General features: G+C 72.1%; 13 protein-coding genes and 1 pseudogene. 3 read left to right on the forward strand and 11 right to left on the reverse strand.

What is annotated here, in order from left to right; translation table 11 throughout:
- Nucleotides 1-24: 24 nt before the first annotated feature.
- From AB0L21_RS26155 to AB0L21_RS26165, 3 genes are read right to left on the reverse strand one after another with little or no spacing between them, the layout of a single operon-like run.
- A complete protein-coding gene (locus AB0L21_RS26155; protein ID WP_365702192.1) occupies nucleotides 25-1,050 on the reverse strand; it encodes an ABC transporter permease in 1,026 nt (341 codons plus the stop codon).
- Nucleotides 1,043-2,533 (reverse strand): sugar ABC transporter ATP-binding protein, encoded by a 1,491-nt coding sequence (locus AB0L21_RS26160; RefSeq protein ID WP_365786725.1) that lies wholly within the window; start codon nucleotides 2,531-2,533, stop codon nucleotides 1,043-1,045. Before AB0L21_RS26160 ends, AB0L21_RS26155 begins: the two co-directional genes overlap by 8 nt.
- Nucleotides 2,530-3,594, reverse strand: a complete 1,065-nt coding sequence (locus tag AB0L21_RS26165) for a sugar ABC transporter substrate-binding protein (protein ID WP_365786727.1) — start codon at nucleotides 3,592-3,594, stop codon at nucleotides 2,530-2,532. Before AB0L21_RS26165 ends, AB0L21_RS26160 begins: the two co-directional genes overlap by 4 nt.
- Nucleotides 3,595-3,759: 165 nt before the next feature.
- On the opposite strand from AB0L21_RS26165, the gene AB0L21_RS26170 reads away from it, so the two are divergent.
- The gene (locus tag AB0L21_RS26170) at nucleotides 3,760-4,461 is read left to right on the forward strand and encodes a FadR/GntR family transcriptional regulator (protein WP_365702187.1); all 702 of its coding nucleotides are present in this window, start codon (nucleotides 3,760-3,762) and stop codon (nucleotides 4,459-4,461) included.
- 155 nt (nucleotides 4,462-4,616) lie between these two features.
- Nucleotides 4,617-5,183, forward strand: a pseudogene (locus AB0L21_RS26175) (hypothetical protein); the annotation flags it as partial.
- Nucleotides 5,184-5,245: 62 nt separating this feature from the next.
- On the opposite strand, the gene AB0L21_RS26180 reads toward AB0L21_RS26175, so the two are convergent.
- Nucleotides 5,246-7,273: an endo-beta-N-acetylglucosaminidase gene (locus AB0L21_RS26180; protein ID WP_365786730.1), complete on the reverse strand. Its 2,028-nt coding sequence runs from the start codon at nucleotides 7,271-7,273 to the stop codon at nucleotides 5,246-5,248.
- A gap of 176 nt (nucleotides 7,274-7,449) precedes the next feature.
- Between AB0L21_RS26180 and AB0L21_RS26185 the strand changes: the two genes are divergently transcribed.
- Entirely contained in the window at nucleotides 7,450-8,823 is a 1,374-nt protein-coding gene (locus AB0L21_RS26185; RefSeq protein ID WP_365786732.1) for an amidase family protein, read from the forward strand.
- A gap of 137 nt (nucleotides 8,824-8,960) precedes the next feature.
- Here AB0L21_RS26185 and AB0L21_RS26190 read toward each other — a convergent pair whose 3' ends face one another.
- From AB0L21_RS26190 to AB0L21_RS26220, 7 genes are all read right to left on the reverse strand, one after another.
- Nucleotides 8,961-9,134 (reverse strand): hypothetical protein, encoded by a 174-nt coding sequence (locus tag AB0L21_RS26190; RefSeq protein ID WP_365702181.1) that lies wholly within the window; start codon nucleotides 9,132-9,134, stop codon nucleotides 8,961-8,963.
- Nucleotides 9,135-9,809: 675 nt separating this feature from the next.
- Nucleotides 9,810-11,327, reverse strand: coding sequence for an SDR family NAD(P)-dependent oxidoreductase (locus AB0L21_RS26195; protein WP_365786734.1), 1,518 nt, complete (start codon nucleotides 11,325-11,327; stop codon nucleotides 9,810-9,812).
- A 673-nt stretch (nucleotides 11,328-12,000) separates the two neighbouring features.
- Nucleotides 12,001-13,332 (reverse strand): wax ester/triacylglycerol synthase family O-acyltransferase, encoded by a 1,332-nt coding sequence (locus tag AB0L21_RS26200; protein WP_365786736.1) that lies wholly within the window; start codon nucleotides 13,330-13,332, stop codon nucleotides 12,001-12,003.
- A 147-nt stretch (nucleotides 13,333-13,479) separates the two neighbouring features.
- Nucleotides 13,480-15,801 (reverse strand): GH92 family glycosyl hydrolase, encoded by a 2,322-nt coding sequence (locus AB0L21_RS26205; RefSeq protein WP_365786738.1) that lies wholly within the window; start codon nucleotides 15,799-15,801, stop codon nucleotides 13,480-13,482.
- 126 nt (nucleotides 15,802-15,927) lie between these two features.
- The gene (glgC, locus tag AB0L21_RS26210) at nucleotides 15,928-17,148 is read right to left on the reverse strand and encodes a glucose-1-phosphate adenylyltransferase (RefSeq protein ID WP_365702173.1); all 1,221 of its coding nucleotides are present in this window, start codon (nucleotides 17,146-17,148) and stop codon (nucleotides 15,928-15,930) included.
- A 50-nt stretch (nucleotides 17,149-17,198) separates the two neighbouring features.
- The gene (gene glgA, locus AB0L21_RS26215; protein ID WP_365786740.1) at nucleotides 17,199-18,350 is read right to left on the reverse strand and encodes a glycogen synthase; all 1,152 of its coding nucleotides are present in this window, start codon (nucleotides 18,348-18,350) and stop codon (nucleotides 17,199-17,201) included.
- A 40-nt stretch (nucleotides 18,351-18,390) separates the two neighbouring features.
- Nucleotides 18,391-19,167 carry a (2Fe-2S)-binding protein gene (locus AB0L21_RS26220; RefSeq protein ID WP_365786743.1) on the reverse strand — a complete coding sequence of 259 codons (777 nt, stop codon included), beginning with the start codon at nucleotides 19,165-19,167 and terminating at the stop codon, nucleotides 18,391-18,393.
- Between the last annotated feature and the right edge of the window lie 23 nt (nucleotides 19,168-19,190).

Raw genomic sequence — 19,190 nt, forward strand, 5'->3', positions numbered from 1 at the left:
CTGCTGAGGGAAGGTGACGGTTCATCAGTCCTGGGCGCGGCCCGTCGTCACACGGGCGATCATCAGGGCGACGAGGATGATGCCGCCGTAGATGGCCTGGATCCAGAACGACGGCACCTGGGCGAGGGTGAGCAGGTTCTGTACGACGCCCAGGAGGAGGACGCCGGTCAGGGCGCCGAACATGGTGCCCTTGCCGCCGTCCAGGCTGATCCCGCCGATCACCGCCGCCGCGAACACGGTGAAGATCATGTTCTGGCCCTGGTTGGCGCTGATCGCGCCGACGTAGCCGGTCTGCATGATGCCGCCGACGGAGGCGAGGGCACCGGCGACGACGAACACCCCGAGCATCACGCGCTCCACGCGGATGCCCGCGGCGCGGGCGGCGTCCGCGTTGCCGCCGATGGCGTACAGGGCGCGCCCGACGCGGTGGTACTTGAGCACGCCCCCGGTGACGGCGAAGGCGACGGCGGCGAGCCACACCGACATCGGGATGTGCAGGAAGGTGGTGGTGGCCAGCGAGTAGAAGCTGTCGGGCATGCCGAACAGGGTCTTGCCCTTGGTGGCGCCGACCAGCAGCCCGCGCAGCACGATGAGCATCGCCAGCGTCACGATGAACGCGTTGAGCTTGAACTTCACGACCAGGACGCCGTTGAAGGCGCCGACGGCCGCGCCCACGACGAGGATCGCGAGCAGGGCGGCCGGCGCCGGGAACCCGGTGCCCCAGCCGGACTGCGCCGCGGGCAGGACGAGGAGCGCGCCGACGGCGGGCGCGATGCCGACGACCGACTCCAGGGACAGGTCGAACTTGCCGGTGATGAGCACCAGCGACTCGGCGAGCACCACCATGGCGAGGGCGGCCGAGGCGCCCAGGATCGAGATCAGGTTCCGTTCGGTGAGGAACGAGTCGTTGACCACCGCGCCCAGCACCATGAGCAGCAACAAGGCTGGTACGAGCGCGAGTTCGCGGGCGCGGCGGAGCAGCACCGCCCGCGCCGCCCGCTGGTCGGGAAGGCGGGGCGAGGTGAGCGGCGGGGCCTTGGTGTCAGCCATGGTCCACTCCTTCGATGGAGGCGATCAGCTCGTGGTCGCGCCAGCCGGCCGGGTGCTCGGCGACGATGCGGCCGTGGAAGAGGACGAGGACGCGGTCGCAGCGGCGCAGATCGTCGAGTTCGTCCGAGACGACGAGCACGGCCGTGCCGTCCTCTCGGGCGCTGTCCATGCGGGCCAGCAGGGACTCCTTGGACTTCACGTCGACGCCCGCCGTGGGGTTGATCAGGACGAGCAGGCGGGGGTCGGAGGCCAGGGCGCGGGCCATGACGACCTTCTGCGCGTTGCCGCCGGACAGGTCGGAGACGGGCTGTCCGGGGCCCTCGGTGCGGATGTCGAGGCGGTCGATCAGCTCGGTGGCGACGCCGCGTCTGCGGTCGGTGCCGACGAAACCGAAGCGGCCGAGCCGGTCCAGGACGCTCAGGGTGGTGTTGTCGCCGACGGTCATGCCGGGGACCAGCCCCTGCTCGTGCCGGTCGCGGGGCACGCAGCCGACGCCCGCGTCCAGCGCCGCCCGCACGTCGCCGAACGGCAGCGGCTCTCCTTCGAGCAGGGCCGATCCGCCGGCCGGGGTGTGCAGTCCGGCGAGGGTCTCGGCCAGCTCGATCTTGCCGCTGCCGCTGATCCCGGCGAGTCCCACGACCTCACCGCGGCGGACGGTGAGGTCGATGCCGTCGTACGCGGTGGAGGTGAGGCCGCACACGTCGAGCACGACCGGGGCCGCGTCGGTCACGGTGACACGCGACTGCGCGTGCTCGGCGATCGACTCCCCCGCCATCGCCTCCACCAGGGCCGCCCTGGGCAGCTCGGCGACGGGAGCCGTCGTGATCCAGCGGGCGTCCCGCAGCACGGTGACGGTCTGGCAGACCTCGTACACCTCCTGCAGGTGGTGCGAGATGAACAGGAAGGTCACACCGGAGTCCTGGAGCGCCCGCATCCGGCTGAACAGCCGCTCGATCTCCCGGTTGTCGAGCTGGGCGGTGGGCTCGTCCAGCACGATGAACCGGGCGCCGAAACTCAACGCGCGCGCGATCTCCACCATCTGGCGGTCCTCGACCTTGAGGTCGGCGGTACGGGCCTCCGGGTCGACGTGGACGTCCCAGGCGGCGAGGAGGCCGGCGGCCTCGCTGCGCAGCCGGCGCCAGCTGATCAACCCCCGTGCCTGCGGCTGCCGGTTGAGGAAGAGGTTCTCCGCGACCGTCAGCTCCGGTACGACCGTGGGTTTCTGGTACACGCAGGCGACCTTGCGGCGCCAGGCGTCCCGGTCGGCGAGCGGGGGCGCGGGCTCGCCGTCGAAGCGGACGGTGCCCGCGTCCGGGGCCTGGAGGCCGGTGAGGATGTTCACCAGGGTGGACTTGCCGGCGCCGTTGCGGCCGACGAGGGCGTGGGACTCGCCGGGCAGTACGGTGAGCCGGCCGTCGGCGAGGGCGACGGTGGGGCCGTACCGCTTGACGATCCCCTGTGCTTCCACGAGTGGCGTGCTCATTCGACCGTGTTGCCCCACAGCTTGGGGTCGTCGACGTTGTCCTTGGTGACCAGCGGGGCGGGCAGCTGGTCCTCCAGGATGCCGCTGGGCAGCTGGACGATCGTGGAGTCGTGGTCGGTCGGGCCGGGCTTGAACTTCTTCCCCTCCATCGCCGCCTTGATGTAGTAAAGGCCGTACTTGGCGTAGGCGTCGGCCGGCTGGGAGACGGTGGCGTCGATCTGGCCCTTGCGGATGGCCTCGTACTCCTGCGGGATGCCGTCGTTGGAGACGATCGCGATGTGCCCCTTCTGCCCCGCCGCCTTGAGCATGTTCTTCGACTTCAGGGTCTGCAGGGTCGGGGCGAGATAGACGCCGCCCGCCTGGAGGTAGATGCCCTTGATGTCGGGGTTGGCGTTGAGGAGGGTGTCGAGCTTGGCGGCGGCGGTGTCGGATTCCCACTTGGCGGGGATCTCCAGCACCTTGAGCGCGGGGTACTTCTCCTTCACGCAGGACCGGAACGCCTCGGAGCGGTCGCGGCCGTTGACCGATGCCAGGTCGCCCATGATCTGCACGACCTTGCCGCTGCTCACGTGCTGGCCGAGGTAGTCGCAGGCCTTCTTGCCGTAGGCGACGTTGTCGGCGCGCACCACCATGGCGACCTTGCCCTTGTCGGGCGCGACGTCCACGGCGACGACCGGTACGCCCCTGCGTTCGGCCTGGTCGAGCCCGGCCTGGATGGCGGCGCTGTCCAGCGGGGCGACGACCAGCCCCTTGACGCCCTGGGTGAGTTCGTTGTCGATGTCGGTGATCTGCTGCGAGGGGTCGCTGTTGGAGTTGACCGTCTTCAGCACCTCGACGCCCTCGGACTTGGCCATCTTGGGCACGTAGTCGTTGTACGACTGCCAGAACGGCGAGGTCAGCAGCGGCAGGATCACGCCGACCTTGCCGGTGCCGCCGCTTCCCGCGCTCGCGGTGTCCTTCGTGCTGCCGCAGGCGGCGAGCACGAGCGAGGCGCCGACGGCCAGGGCCGCCGCGCCGGTGATCCGGGACCTGCTGCGTTTGCTCACTGTGCTGGCGGGCATCTCGCGGCTCCTCGTCGAGGGGGGTTCGAGCAGACGACCGCATACTTATCAGACCACTCGGGCCACGGAACACCCTCGTGCAGCGAAAATTCCGGCCGACGACACGTAGTGGTCCGACCACTCGGCTGGCTAGACTGCGACGCACCCGGTGAGTGGAGGAGTGGCGTGGACGAGGCAGCCCCGCAGAAGGGCACGGTGACCCAGCGCGCCATCGAGGAGATCAAGGCGCTGATCGCCGAGGGCCGGCTGGAGCCGGGCCAGCGGCTGCCCACCGAACGCGAACTGGCAGCTCAGCTGGGTATCTCGCGCAGCTCGATGCGGGAGGCGATCCGCGCCCTGACGGTGATGGGCGTCCTGGAAGCACGGCACGGGTCCGGGATCTACGTCACCGCGCTGGAGGCCGGCGACCTGCTGGAGACCTTCGGGGTGGTCGCCGACCTGTCCCGGGGCCCGCGCCTGGTGGAACTCCTGGAGGTGCGCCGGATCCTGGAGTCGACGGCGACAGCGCTGGCCGCCGCGCGCATCACCGACGACCAACTGGCCGCCGTGGAGAAGCACTTGGCGTCGATGAACGCCACCGACGACCCCGAGGAGATCCTCGCCCACGACCTCGCCTTCCACCGCGAGATCGCGTCCGCCGCCGGCAACGAGACCATGGCCGCCATCCTGGACGGCCTGTCCTCGCGCACCTTCCGCGCCCGCGTCTGGCGCGGCTACCAGGAGGAAGGCGCCTTCGCCCGCACCCGCCGCGAACACGCCGCCATCCACCGCGCCCTCGCCGCCCACGACCCCGAGGCGGCCCGGGCCGCGGCAGCGGCTCACGTGGGCGAGGTGGAGGAGTGGCTACGGGCCCAGCTCGGTGGCTAGGTTCTGCCGTCAAGTGTTCTCGACTTCTGGTCATGGTCGAGTGATACGTCGCCGTGAACGGTCCGACGGGCAGTGGGAGATAGTCGCCTCCCGGGTACTGTAGGTTCCTGCCATGGCCACGAGCAAAGGGATCGAAAACCCGGAGTCGCGCAGCGGCCAACGACTCCATAGGCTACGAAACCGCCAAGGCCAGCGCTCTCTCTGCGGCTGCCGGGATACCTGGCTTCGTCGCCCTTCCCGCCACTGTGCCCGCCGATGTGGCCCAGTACTTCGGCCACGTGCTGCGTATCGCGCAGAAGCTCGCCTACCTCTATAGCTGGCCTGATCTGTTCTCCGGCGACAACGATGACCTCGATGACGCGACCAAGGGAGTCCTCACGCTCTTCGTCGGTGTCATGTTCGGCACCCAATCGGCGAACGCTGCCGTGGGGAAGGTCGCGGGGATGATGTCGAAACAGGTCGCCAAGAAGCTACCTCAGAAGGCACTCACCCAGGGCGTCATCTACCCCATCGAGAAAAAAGTCGCGGGCTACCTCGGCGTCCAGATGACAAAGCAGACCTTCGCAAAAACCGTCTCGAAGGCTATCCCCGTCGTCGGGGCGGTTGTTTCTGGCGGGCTCACTCTTGGGACCTACCTTCCTATGGCGAAGAGGCTGAAGAAGCACCTGTCCAGCTTGGAGCTGACGAAGCCGACGCACCGAGTGGTGCATGTGGAGTTGTGAGACGGGCTTCGACCAGCGTGCGGTCGTCATGCGTGCGGGGTGCTCCCTGGGGTTCCGGGTGACTACCAGGGGTGGGTCACGGTCACGGGGGTCGAGGCGTTGTAGAGCTCCCCCACCGCTCGCAGTTCGAATCGCGCGGCCGTCTCCCCTTGTTCGGGCCGCTGACCGGCGACGAAGTAGGCGCGCTGGCCGGTGGCGCCGAGGAAGCGGCGGGTGCCGTCGGGCAGGAGGCGGTGGAGGGTGTAGTGGCGGACGGCGCCGGGAGCGGCGGTCCAGGCGAGGCGGAGATCGCCGCCGTTCGCCGCGGTGACGCGGGCGCCGGAGGGGGCGGCGGGTGTGGTGACGGTGTCGCGTACGGCCAGACCGCCCAGCCGCCAGCGGACCGGGCCCTCGGTCGTGGTGAGCCGGATGCCGAGCGCGTGGACGGTGCCGGAAAGCCCTGTGAGCGGTACGGTCACGCTCTGCCAGCCGTTGACCGACCGAACCCGGGCTCCGCTGTTGACCGAGTTGACAGCCACATAGGTGTACGGCGGTGTCTCCCCCGGCGCGCTCGGTTCGGCCGTCGCCACCGCCAGCTCGACGTTCACATCCCCAGACTCACTCCGGGACGTCAGCTCGACAACCGTGTTCACACCGATCGGCAGTCGGGTGGCGTACAGATCCAGCACCACTGGTTGATCCAGTTCACCCGCGACCAGCACACTGCTCCCGCCCCGCCAGGCGTCGGCGAAGTCGAAGGACACCGCCGGCCGTTCCCCCGCCGTGCGGACCGCCCATCGCCGCGACGGCAACCGGTCCTGGAGCCCGAGGTGGTTCCAGGGCGCCTGCGAGGTGACGACCCCGTCCTCGTACCAGCGCAGGCCGTGCCCGGTGTTGAACACACTCGCGAACGGCACCGAGGTCACCGTCGACCGGTCCGCCACGGACACCGCCGGCGCCCGCCACGGATCACTCGCGTCGGGCCGCGACGGGTCCAGCGACCGCCCGGTCCAGAACCGGTCGTCGGCCGCGTGGAAGTCCTCGGGGGCGCGCTGGTCGGCGGGCAGGTGGTTGCGGGTCCACTCGGGCCGGTAGAAGCCGATCGAGGTGACGTGGGGCTTGCCGGTCGGCACGATCGCGTCCCAGTTCACGGACGTACCGGACCCGTTCGACTCGACGTCGACGCCCGCCCACAACTCGTAGCGGCTGCGCCCCAGTCGGTCTGCCTTCGTGCCCGAGGCGGCGAGGGTGGCCGCGCTCCACCGGAAGTCCACGAACATGTCGTCGGCGGCCTCGAAGAACGCCTGGTTCTGGCTGTTCAGGGCACCCTGCCAGCTGACCGTGCCGTTCACGGTCATGGCGTCGTACCAGGTCACCCGTTGCCCCTTGGCCGCCGCGAGCGCCTTCAGCTCCTTGAGGAAGCCCAGCATGGCCGTGCCCAGCGCGGTGTTGCCGCCGCTGGTCTCGGCGTTGACGAACCAGCCGTCGAAGCCGTACGCCGCCGCTACCGCGACGAGTTGCGCGGCGAGCGGGTAGTGACCGCCGGCGTCCTTCTGCACCAGGTCCCGGGTCCACTGGAGTTGTCCGCCGTAGGCCACCGGGGGCAGGAAGATGTTCCCGAGGACGGGGACGCCGTGCCGGTGGGCCGCGTCCACGATGGGCGCGTTCGGCGCGAGGATCAGGCCCTCGCCGGCCGAGCCGCCCCAGAACACCAGCTCGTCGATGTACGCCCAGTGGGTCAGGGCGTAGTAGTCGGCCGTGGCCGAGCCCTGGGAGGGGTTGGCGGCGGTGGGTCCGAAGGAGACGAGGGCCTGGACGCGGGCCTGTCCGGAGCGGGCGGTGGTGTTCGCCGGGGCCGGGGTGAAGCGGGCGGCGAGCGGTACGGAGGCGGCGTTGAACGCGAGATCGGGGTCGTCGGCCGCACGCCAGCTCTTCAGGCTGCGCCAGGTGATGCCGGGACCGGGGCTGCCGGCGGGCAGCGAGTCCGGGTACCAGTAGGAGGCGTACGGCGGGATCGCGGCGGCGGTGTGCGGGGCGGCCTGCGCGGGCAGCGCGGGGGTCAGGGCGGCGGCGCCGGCGGCGATCAGGACCGTGCGTCTGGTGGGGTTCACGAGCGGAGGCCTCCATGAGGGACGGGACGTACCTGCTGTGACGACTGGCCTTGACATCGTTGTCGGAGACTTCCGTGGAAGTCAATGACGGTGCACGGCCTCTCGACGTGCGGCCCCCTGAGCGGGCACAGTTCTTCCTGCCCGCCTTCCGTACCCATGAGTAACGAGGAGCGCCCGTGAGCAGCTGGGCCGGCCGGAGTGCCGCCGAGATCGCCGCCGCCGTCCGCGAGAAGCGGGTGACGCCGAGGGAGGTGGTGGCCGAGCACCTCGCGCGGATCGAGCGGCTCGACGGCCGGATCGGGGCGTTCCGGAAGGTCCGGGCGGAGGCGGCGCTCGCCGAGGCCGACGAGCTGGCGTCCCGCGCCGATCTGACCGAACTGCCGCTCGCCGGTGTGCCGTTGGCGGTCAAGGACAATCTGGCGGTGCGCGGCGAGTCGTGCCGCAACGGCTCCGCCGCCACCCCGGACGCCCCGGCCGCCGACGACCATGTGACGGTGGCCCGGCTGCGGGCGGCGGGCGCGGTGGTCGTCGGGCTGACGAACGTGCCCGAGCTGTGCGTCTTCGGCACCACGGAGGGTCCGTACGGCATCGCACGCAATCCGTGGGACCTCTCCCGCACGGCGGGCGGCTCCTCCGGCGGCAGCGCGGCGGCGGTGGCAGCGGGACTCGTGCCGCTCGCGCTGGGCAACGACGGGATGGGCTCCCTGCGCATCCCGGCCGCGAACTGCGGTCTGGTCACGCTGAAGCCGGGGCACGGGGTGGTGCCGGCGGGGATCGGCGACGGCGACTGGTTCGGCATGTCGGAGAACGGCCCGCTGGCCACGACGGTCGAGGACCTGCGGCTGATGCTGGAGGTGCTCGCGGACACGGAGTTCGTACGGCCGCTGGAAGGCGCGCGCCGGAAGATCGCCGTCGGCCTGCGCAGTCCGCTCGCGGGGGTGAGCGTGAGCCGGTCGTATACGGCCGCGGTCCGGCAGGCGGCCGGAGTGCTGGCCCGGGCCGGGCATCAGGTGCGGCGGGCCGAGCCGCCGTACCCGCTCTCCCTGGGCGTGACCGCGCTCCAGCACTGGACGGCGGGTACGGCGGTGGACGCCGAGGGCCTGGACCGGGCGCGGCTGGCCCGCCGGACCCGGGTGCACGCGGCCGTGGGCCGCCGGTTCGTCCGGCCGGTCCGCACCGGCGCGGCGCGCGAGCGGCTGCGTGCCCGGCTGACGCCGTTCTTCACCGAGTACGACGTGCTGCTCACCCCGGCCCTCGCCCGCCGCTCCCCGCAGGCCGGGCCGTGGCACGAGCGCGGCTGGCTGCGCAACGTCCTGGTCAACACCGCCTACTCGCCCTTCACCCCGCCGTGGAACCTGACGGGCTGGCCGGCGATGTCCGTGCCGGCCGGCAGTCTGCCCTCGGGCGCCCCCTGTGCCGTACAGCTCGTGGGCCGGCCGGGCACGGAGGCCGTGCTGCTGGAGCTGGCGCGGGAGTTGGAGGAGTTGAGCCCGTGGCGGCGGACGGCACCGGTGGCGGAGCTGGGCGAGGGGCCTGCGCCCGGGAGGTGACGGGCGGTGGAACCGGTGGCCGAGGCGCGAGAGGCGGGATCCGCGGCCGGTGTGCGGGCCGCGGCTTCTCCGATCCGCATGGGCGTGCGTCTGTCACGCCCACGCGGGCGGCGATCGCGAAGGAACCGACCCGGGGGTCAGTCCACGCTCGGCAGGATGTGGGGCTCGGCGAGGTCGTCCTCGTAACCCGCGAGGCGGATCGGGGCGGACCGGGCCCACACGTCGAGGCTGCCGAGTTCTCCGGGCCGGCGGCCCGTGCGCTCCGTGTGTTCCTCGGGGCGCTGCTCGCGATTCGTCTTCTCCGGTGTCACCGCGCACTCCTTATGTGTCGGTCACCCTCAGGGCGTACCGGACAGTCTGCGCTCCGGTGCTCGACGCCCGCTCGGGTCTGAATGGAAGGCCAGTTCGGACGCGGTGGCGCCGGTTCCTCTGTCAGAGCAGGCCGTTGTCCGCCGGCTCGCCCCAGGACGGACGGTGGGTGTGGGTGGAACCCCGGTACTGGTGTCCGTCGGCACCAGATTAACCAAATGAGCGGACATCCGCTCGATAGGGAGTGCAAACAAGCTGTAACCAATACGCTTCCAGCCGCTCCTCAATACCCCCTAATATGGGGCCTTTTGAAACAAGCCGCTCACTCGGACGACGCGGCGAATCACCCATGTGGCCTACAGGAACGAACACCTCTTCACATGCTGTTGCCCGGCGGCAAGCTCGTGGGGCTGGTGCGGGGCACCGGGCCGGTGCTCTGCCCGGCGACGAGACGGCCCGGGCGCGCGGCGCCGCCGAGGCGGTGCGCGCCCGGGCCGGGGAGCGGGTGTTCCGCTGGTCCGTGGGGACGCGGACCCGGCCGACGACGATGCGCTGCCGCTGCGTCAGGCCGGTGAGGAGGGCCGTACGGCCGGCGTCGACGCGGGCACGGTGGAGGACTGGCGCCGCCGCCGTGGCTCACGCCCGCGCGTCACCCGTGCGGCGGCTCTGCCCTTCGTCTACCACTTGCCGGGTGCGTAGTCCTTCAGGAAGACGCCGTACAGGTCCTCGCCCGCCTCGCCGCGCACGACCGGGTCGTAGACGCGGGCGGCGCCGTCGACCAGGTCGAGCGGTGCGTGGAAGCCGGCCTCGGCGAGGCGCAGCTTGTCGTAGTGGGGGCGCTCGTCGGTGATCCAGCCGGTGTCGACCGAGGTCATGAGGATGCGGTCGGTCTCGAACATCTCGTGGCCGCTGGTCCGCGTCACCATGTTCATGGCGGCCTTGGCGGCGTTGGTGTTCGGGTGGCCCGCGCCCTTGTAGCCCCGGCTGAAGACGCCCTCCATGGCCGAGACGTTCACGACGTACGCCCGTCCGCTCGCCGCCTTCCTCGCGGCATCGGCCATGGCCGGGCGGAGCTTGCTGATCAGGATGAACGGCGCCGTGTAGTTGCACAGCTGGGTCTCCAGCAGCTCCACCGGGGAGATCTGCTCGATCGTCTGCACCCAGGTGTTGGACTCCACCACGTCGGGGAGCAGGCCGCCCGCGTCGATGGCGGTGCCGTCCAGGTGCCGGGCGACGCTGGCGTTGCCCGCGACCAGGGCGAGGTCGGCGACCTTCTGCGCGTCGAGGCCGCTGGTGCCGACGGGCAGCGCGGCCAGGCCGTCGACCGCCCCGGAGTTGAAGGCGCCGATGACGTGGTGGGCGGGAAGCTCCCCGGCGGGCAGCGGAGCGCTCTCGCCCTCGACCAGGGCGGCGTACGCGGAGGGCAGGCGGCGCACGGTCTGCGTGGCGTTGTTGATCAGGATGTCCAGCGGCCCGGCCTCGGCGACCTGATCGGCCAGCGCGACGACCTGGGCAGGGTCGCGCAGGTCGATGCCGACGACCTCCAGGCGGTGGATCCAGTCCGCCGAGTCTTCCATCGCCTTGAAGCGGCGGATGGCGTCCTTGGGGAAGCGGGTCGTGATGGTGGTGTGCGCGCCGTCACGGAGCAGGCGCAGCGCGATGTACATGCCGATCTTGGCCCGGCCGCCGGTGAGCAGGGCGCGCTTGCCGGTGAGGTCGGCGCGGGCGTCCCGCTTGGCGCGGTTCTCTGCGGCGCACTTCTGGCACAGCTGGTGGTAGAAGTAGTCGACCTCGACGTAGCGCTGCTTGCAGATGTAGCAGGAGCGCGGGCGCTGGAGTATGCCCGCGATCCGGCCGGACTCGACCTTGGAGGAGGGCAGGATGCCCTCGGTCTCGTCGTCGATGCGCTCGGCGGACCCGGTGGCGGTGGCCTCGGTGACGGCACGGTCGTGCGCGGTCTTGGCGGCCCGGCGCTCCTGGCGGCGGCGCTGCTTCACCGTCCGGTAGATGTGCGAGGTGGCACGGCGGACCGCGATCGCGTCGGGGTGGTCGACGTCGAGCCGGTCCAGTTCCTCCAGCACGCTCAGGCAGACGGCCAGCCGCTCCGGGTCGATACCGGGCCCGTGGACCGCCTCGTCCATGGCGGCGTCCGTGGGCACGTCCATCGCCGCCGAGCCGTCGTCTGTCACCGTCATCGCGCTGCCGCTTCCCTGATCACCCGCGCAGCGCTCCGACTCGCGCCCGCTTTCGAACAGCGAATTTTACGGAGCCCGGCCCAGTGCGCCAAACCGCTGCCGCCGGCGGGTGCGGGGCGATGGCGGCCGGCGGTGGGGGCGGCCTCCGTGGGCGGTGTGCGCCTTCCGGTGGCAAGCGGGCGCGGGGAAGGGCACGGCCGAGGGGTCGCGGTGCGACGGACGGGGTGGCCGGCGGGGCTCGGTGGTCGTGGTCGGACGGCTGTGGCGCGCGAGCAGCCAGGGCGTCGGCCAGGGCGGGACGGCTGCGACCACGGGCGCGGCTCGGGTGGCCCGGCAGCTCGGATCGAGAGGCCAGTGGCCAGGCGGTGCGGGAGGGTGCGGCCGGTGACCTGCCGGGGCGAGCTGAGGAGCCGGTGGTCCACGACGGCGCACGCCCCACGGAGACCAGCGGCATCCACCGGCCGCCCACCGGGCCCGCCGACCGCGTCGCCACACACCCGCAGGCCGGCGCCGGCCTGCGCCTTACGGGGACACCCGCACCCGCAGGCCGCCCACCGCGCCGGCAGCCGCCGTAGCGCGCACGCCCCATGGAAGACACCGGCACCGCCGCCCCCACTCCGCACCCGCGGCGAAAGCCGCACGGTGGTGCGGGTGGGGACCCCGGGCCCGGCGCTCAGCCGTCGCAGACGGCCAGTAGTGTCTCCACTTCCGCCGACACCGCGTGAGCGAACCGGTCCAGGTCCGGCACGGCCTCCGCGTCGGCGACCAGCCCGTAGTGCACGCGCCCGCGATACGTCGAGATCGCGACCGCAAGCGCCTGGCCGGGGGCGAGCGGCGCCAGCGGATACACCTCGGTCAGCTCGTGGCCGCCGAGCCGGAGCCCGAGCCCGGGCAGCGGCACGCTGGTGACCAGGATGTCGAACCACAGCCGGGCCGCCTGACCGACCAGCGGCCCGCCCAGCCGGTGGCCTAGCGCCGGCACGTGGTCGGCGAGCAGCGCCACCGCGCCCGCGCCCCGGTTGGGACCCGCGTCCTTGTTGCGGATCATCGCGGTCCGCACCGTTTCCAGACGGCCGAGCGGGTCGCTCTCGCCCACCGGAAGCCGTATCAGGTACCCGGAGAGCCGGTTGCCCTGCGGCTGGGCGGTGTGCGGGCGGCGCCGGGAGACGGGGATCAGGGCGCGGGGCGCCACGCCCTTGCTGCCGTCGCCCCGCTCGTCCAGCCAGCGGCGCAGCGCGCCGGCGACGACGGCGATGAGGACGTCGTTCACGGTGCCGCCGGCGCTCTTGCGCACCCGGTGCACGTCGTCGATGTCGAGGACGACCCCGGCGGTGCGGCGGGTGCCGCTGGGCGCGGAGGTCAGCGCGGCGCACGGCCGCATGCCGAGGGTGGACAGGGCGAGCGAGGCGCCGATGTCCAGGGCCCGGCCCACGTCGGACAGCGCGCCCCGGACCAGCCCGGGCATCCGCGCGGGCAGCCGGCGCACGTCGGACAGCAGGCCGCGCGGCGGCTCGATGGCGCGGGGCGCACGCTGGGGCAGGTCGACGGGGTCCAGGACGCCGGCGGCGAGCTTCAGCGCGCGCAGCCCGTCGGCGAGGGCGTGGTGGAACTTGAAGAGCACGGCGAAGGACACCCCGTCCTCGCCGGGCAGCACGTGCGCCTCCCAGGGCGGCCGGCCGCGTTCCAGGGGGCGCTCCATCAGCCGGCCGGCGTCCGCGTGGAAGTCGTCGGTCGGGGCGTGCAGCCGTACGTGGTTCAGCGGGTCGAAGTCCGGGTCGGTCTCGCGGGCGGCGCCGCCGAAGGCGAGCGGCTGCCAGAGGTCGCGGATGCGCATGCGCAGGCCGGGTACTGCGGCGGCCCGGGCGGCGAGCAGGTCGGCGGCGTGGGCCCCGGCGGTGGGCGAGTGCGCGGAGAAGACACCGAGCGCGCCGAGGTGCATCGGGTGCCGGTCGGACTCCATGTTCCAGAAAGCCAGGTCGAGTGGAGCGAGCAGGTCGGAAGTCAAGGGCTTGCCTCACGCGTCGACGAAGGGCGGATCAGCAGTCAATCCCTGCTGGCCGATTACGGTCAAGTACGATCACACTACGCACAGTTAACGCCAGGTTAAGTCCCGCCGCCGGTGAAAGCGGCGGGACGCAGGCGACGGCTGAGGTCATTTCAGGACGGGCGGCGCCGCTGCGGGTGAGGTACCCCACTCCGACGGCCGCGGGCCGACCGTGAAGGCGAGGGAGCGCAGGGAGCGCAGCGCCCCGGCCGGCAGATAGGTCCGGCCGTGCGGCCTGCCGTCCGTGTGCACGGCCTGGACGTAGCGGTCGCCGGCCGAGGTCCCGGGGGCGGTCACCGTCAGCCGGCCGGTGGGCCAGTAGCCGCGGTCCAGGGTGAGGTCGACGCGGTCGAAGACGGGGGTGGTCAGTCCCCAGGTGTCGTAGCCGGGCTGGACCGGGAAGATCCCGATGGACGACAGGACGTTCCAGGCGGACATCGTTCCGAGGTCGTCGTTGCCGGTCATGCCGGTGGGGCTGTCGGTGAACAGGGTCAGCGCGGCGTGCACCACGTCCGTGGTCTTCCAGGGCTGGCCGGTGGAGAGGTAGGTGTAGGGCGCGATGAGGTCCGGCTCGTTCATCGGGTTGTAGACGGCGGCGTTGTAGTACGCGTACGGGTCGCCGTGCACCCACACCTCGCGGGCGGTCCCCTCCGGGTCCGCGAGCAGCCGCTCGTAGGCGAAGAAGGCGTCCAGGCGGGCGTTGGCCGCGCGCGTGCCGCCGATCAACCCGACCATGCCCGGGACGTCCTGCGGGACGAGCCACTGGTACTGCCAGGCCGTGCCCTCGTGGAAGCCGGTGCCGCGGGCCGGGTCGGGCGAGCCGGTGAAGGCGCCGGAGGCGTCGCGGGCGCGGAAGAAGCCGGTACCGGGGTCGAAGACGTTCCGGTAGTTGCGCGAGCGGGCGGCATAGCGGGCGGCGTCGTCCTCGTGGCCGAGGCCGCGGGCCATCTGGGCGAGCATCGCGTCGGCGAGCGCGTACTCCAGGGTGACGGAGGCGCCGTGGTGGTAGTCGGAGTCGCCCATCTTGGCGTACGGCCGCCCCTTGACGTAGGGCGCGAAACCGTCCGCGATGTACTCGGCGTTGGCCTCCCGGCCGATACCCGGGTACTCGGCGGGCGGCACACCGTCGGCGTTCTTCTTCAGCGCGCGGTAGGCCCGCTCCTCGAATCCCTTCAGGAGCCCCATCCGGTAGGCGGTGGTCAGGAACGGGGTGACCGGGTCGCCGCTCATGATGTTCGTCTCGACCGGGCCGTAACCCCACTTGGGCAGCCACCCGCCGTCCTCGTCGACCGCGACCACCGACCGGGCCATGTCCCGTGCCTCGCGCGGGGCGAGCAGCGCGAGCAGCTGGGCCTGGGTGCGGTAGGTGTCCCACAGCGACCAGTTCTGGTAGTAGGTGAAGCCGCGGGCGCGGTGGGTACGGCGGTCCCAGCCGAAGTAGCGGCCGTCGGCGTCGCTGCCGATGTTGGGCGCGAGGTGGGAGCGGTACAGCGAGGAGTAGAAGGTCCGGCGGAGCGTGGGCGTGCCGCCGCGCACCCGGACGGCGGCGAGCCGGCGCTCCCACTCCTCGCGGGCCCGGTGGCGTACGGCGTCGAAGGCCTGGCCGCCCTCGGCGCGCAGATTCCCGGCGGCGCCGCGCGAGTCGACGTACGACAGGGCGGTGGTGGCCTCGACCGTGCGGTTCCGGGTGGTGTCGAAGCGGACGTAGGCGCCGCCGGGTCCGCTCCGCGCGCCGGGGGTGACGGTCCCGCCGTTCCAGGTGCCGTAGGCGGTGAAGGGCCGGCTGAAGCGGGTGATCGTGTAGACCGTGTAGGGGCCGGTGTCCCGGCAGAAGCCGTGGCCGGTGATCTCGGTGCGCACGGTGCGGTCGTCCAGGATCTGCACCGAGCTGCTCACCGCCTTGTGCAGCGACTGGGCCGCGTTCAGCAGGACGTTGGCCTTGTCGGTGGCCGGGAAGGTGTAGCGCTGGACGCCGGTGCGGGCGGTCGCGGTGAGTTCGGCGCGGATGCCGGACGCGAGGCCGACCCGGTAGTAGCCGGGGCTCGCCTCCTCGTCGTCGTGCGAGAAGGCCGCCGCGTACTGGGCGTCATCCGTCTGGGTGACGTCGCCGGTGGTGGGCAGCACGGGCAGGTCGCCGCCGATGCGGCAGCCGACGCCCGAGAGGTGGACCAGGGAGAAGCCGCGAACACGGTTCTGCGCGTAGTCGTAGCCGGTGCTGTGCCCGGTGTCCGGGGAGAGCTGCACCATGCCGAAGGGCACGGCCGCGCCGGGGAAGGTGTTGCCCTCGTTCTGGGTCCCGATGAAGGGGTTGACCAGGTCGGTGAGGTGGCCGTCGGTCCGCTCGGCGGCGCGTGCGGCGGGGGTGGCGATCAGCGTGGACGCTGCCATCACCCCGGCCAGGCACAGCCGTGTGCGCCGGGTCCCTCTCATGTCGGATGACCTCCGCAGGTTGCACATCGTTGCCTGCATCCTGGACGGCCGACGGTGCAAACCTGGGCATTCCGAGAGGGTGATGTCGAACGCGTCGCGCTGCGGGGGCCGCTGACGCCCTGTCCGTCAGGGCACCCGCTGCCCCTTCCCCAACGCGATGACCCCGCCCTTGGACACGGTGTACAGCTCGGCGTCCCGCTCCGGGTTGACGCCGATCGTCGCGCCGGGCGGCACCTCGACGTTCTTGTCCAGCACGGCACCGCGGACCACCGCGCCCCGGCCGATGTGCACGTTGTCGTGCAGGACCGAGCCCTGGACGACCGCACCCGGGTCGACGCGGACGCCCGGGGAGAGCACCGACCGGGTGACCTGGCCGCGGATCAGGCAGCCCGCGCTGATGATGGACTCGCTCGCGATACCGCCCGCGTTGAAGCGGGCCGGGGACAGCTGGTAGGAGTGCGTGTAGATGGGCCACTGCCGGTTGTAGAGGTTGAACGCCGGGCGCTCGGCGATCAGGTCCATGTGCGCCTCGTAGTAGGCGTCCAGGGTGCCCACGTCCCGCCAGTAGCCCTGGTCGCGGCTGGTCTCGCCGGGCACGTGGTTGTCGCTGAAGTCGTACAGCTGCGCCTCGCCGCGCGCGGTGAGCTGGGGCAGGATCGAGCCGCCCATGTCGTGCGCGGACTGGCTGTCCTCGGCGTCCCGTTGCAGCGCCTCGATCAGGGCCTTGGTGGTGAAGACGTAGTTGCCCATCGAGGCGAAGACCGTCTCCGGGTCGTCCGGGAGGCCCGGGGGGTCGGCGGGCTTCTCCAGGAAGCGCTCGACGCTCCGGCCGTCCGAGCCCGGTGTGATCACCCCGAAGGAGGAGGACTGCGCGCGCGGCACCCTGATGCCGGCCACCGTCACCCCCGCGCCGCCCTCGATGTGCTGCCGGAGCATCTGCCGCGGGTCCATGCGGTAGACGTGGTCGGCGCCGAACACGGCCACGTACTCGGGCTGTTCGTCGTGGACGAGGTTCAGGGACTGCAGGATCGCGTCGGCGCTGCCCAGGTACCAGCGCGGGCCGAGGCGCTGCTGGGCCGGGACCGGGGTGACGTAGTTGCCGAGCAGGCTGGACATCCGCCAGGTGGTGGTGATGTGCCGGTCCAGCGAGTGCGACTTGTACTGGGTCAGCACACAGATGCGCAGCACGTCGGCGTTGACGAGGTTGGACAGGACGAAGTCGACGAGGCGGTAGGTGCCGCCGAAGGTGACGGCTGGTTTGGCGCGGTCCGCGGTCAGCGGCATCAGGCGTTTGCCCTCACCGCCGGCCAGCACGATCCCGAGCACGGAAGGCCCTCCACGACGCATGGCCGCTCCCCTCACCCTGGTTGAACCATGGCTGCCCCGAGCAGGCCGGACTAAGCCTGCTTGACGATCTCCTCGTAGAGCCCGGCCGTACGCCGGGCCACCGCGTCCCAGCCGAACTCCCCCACCGCGCGGGCCCGTCCGGCCTCGCCCATCCGCCGGGCCGCCTCCGGATCGCCGAGGACGGTGTCCAGCGCCCGGGCGAGCCCGGGCTCGAAGTCGTCGTCCACGTCGACCAGGAGACCGGTACGGCCGTCGTCCACGACCTCGGGAATGCCGCCCACCCGGGACGCGACGACCGGCGTGCCGCAGGCCATCGCCTCCAGGTTGACGATGCCCAGCGGCTCGTACACCGACGGACACGCGAACACCGCGGCATGGGTGAGGAGTTGGATCACTTCCGTGCGCGGCAGCATCTGCGGGATCCAGAACACGCCCGCCCGCACCCGGCGCAGCTCCTCGAACAGCTCCTGGAACTCGCGGTCGATCTCGGGGGTGTCGGGCGCGCCCGCGCACAGCACGACCTGCGCGCCGGGGTCGATGTCCCGTACCGCGCGCAGCAGATGGGGCACGCCCTTCTGCCGGGTGATCCGGCCGACGAACAGGACGTACGGGCGGGTGGGGTCGATGCCGTGCCGGGTGAGCGCGTCGGTGCCGGGATCGGGCCGGTACAGACGCGTGTCGATACCGTTGTGGACGACGTGGACGCGGTCCGGGTCGAGGGCCGGGTAGCAGGCGAGGATGTCGTCGCGCATGGCGCCGGACACGGCGATCACCGCGTCGGCGGCCTCCATCGCGGTGCGCTCGGCCCAGCCCGACAGCGCGTAGCCGCCGCCGAGTTGCTCGGCCTTCCAGGGGCGCAGCGGCTCCAGCGAGTGCGCGGTGACCACGTGCGGGATGCCGTACAGCAGCTTGGCGACATGGCCGGCGAGATTGGCGTACCAGGTGTGGGAGTGGACGAGTTCGCGGCCTTCGAGGGCGGCGGCCATGGCGAGGTCCACGGAGAAGGTGCGCAGCGCGTCGTTGGAGCCGTCGAGGACGGACCAGGGCCGGTGGCGTACGACGCCGACGCCGCGCCCCTCGCCCCAGCAGTGCACCTCCAGGTCCACCAGGGCGGTCAACTCGCGGGCCAGGAACTCCACATGGACACCGGCGCCGCCGTACACATCCGGGGGGTACTCCCGGGTCAGCAGTCCCACTCGCACCCGACAACCCCCTGGTCTCGGTGGCAGGTTCCCCTCATGGTCACCCAGATGCGGCGCCCGGGGAAGAGCGCGGGGACGAGCGAGGGGACGAGCGCGGCGGTCGGGTGAGGCAGCAGTCACCGCAGAGCCCGCCGCCGGGCACCCGGTAGTACAGACAGCAGCTGCGGCGCCGGAACGCCGTGCCGGTGCGGATGCCGGTGGCGCTCAGCAGGGGATGGGCGAAGAGTGCACCGGTGAGCGCCCGGGTGCGTTCCGCGACGTCGGTACGGCCCCGGGCGCGGGCCCAGCGGCTCAGTTCCCGTGCGGTCGCGGCGAGCGCGGAGCCCGCGTTGCCCCACAGCAGGCCCGGCGCGACGCCGTAGCGGACCCGCAGCACCGCCGTCAGGGGCTCCAGATGGCCGTGCACCACGGCCTCGGCGAGCGTGGCGGCGTCCCCGGGCAGCGGGCGCAGCTCGGTGAGCCACAGATCGTCGGGGACGGCGGCGCGGACGTCCCAGCGCAGCAGGCGCGGATCCAGGTCGGGCAGCCGGCCGTACAGGACGGCACAGCCCAGGGCCGCCGACCACAGCCGGGCGGCCAGCCCCTGCTGGGCGAGGGAGGCGGCGACCCGGGACTCGCCGGTCCCGAGCCGGTCCGCGACGGTGGCGACGCGCAGCGTCACAGGGTCCCGCCCGGTCTGCGTGTCCGCCCCCGCGTAGCCCTCCGCGAGGGCCGGCAGCCGTCGTGCGTCGGGGCCGTCGGCGGCTCCCGCGAGGGTGCGCAGGGCGAAGAAGCCGCCGAGGAGGCGCAGGGCTGAGAGATCGGGGTCCAGGTCCACGGCACACACTCGTACCAGGCGCG

The organism is Streptomyces sp. NPDC052721, assembly GCF_040678315.1.
Lineage (GTDB): Bacteria > Actinomycetota > Actinomycetes > Streptomycetales > Streptomycetaceae > Streptomyces.

Excerpts from the sequence above, each read along its gene's own strand:
- AB0L21_RS26155 (WP_365702192.1), bottom strand. The coding sequence starts at position 1,050 with ATGGCTGACACCAAGGCCCCGCCGCTCACCTCGCCCCGCCTTCCCGAC.
- glgC (WP_365702173.1), bottom strand. The coding sequence starts at position 17,148 with ATGCGTCGTGGAGGGCCTTCCGTGCTCGGGATCGTGCTGGCCGGCGGT.
- AB0L21_RS26195 (WP_365786734.1), bottom strand. The coding sequence starts at position 11,327 with ATGACGGTGACAGACGACGGCTCGGCGGCGATGGACGTGCCCACGGAC.
- AB0L21_RS26205 (WP_365786738.1), bottom strand. The coding sequence starts at position 15,801 with ATGAGAGGGACCCGGCGCACACGGCTGTGCCTGGCCGGGGTGATGGCA.
- AB0L21_RS26165 (WP_365786727.1), bottom strand. The coding sequence starts at position 3,594 with ATGCCCGCCAGCACAGTGAGCAAACGCAGCAGGTCCCGGATCACCGGC.
- AB0L21_RS26160 (WP_365786725.1), bottom strand. The coding sequence starts at position 2,533 with ATGAGCACGCCACTCGTGGAAGCACAGGGGATCGTCAAGCGGTACGGC.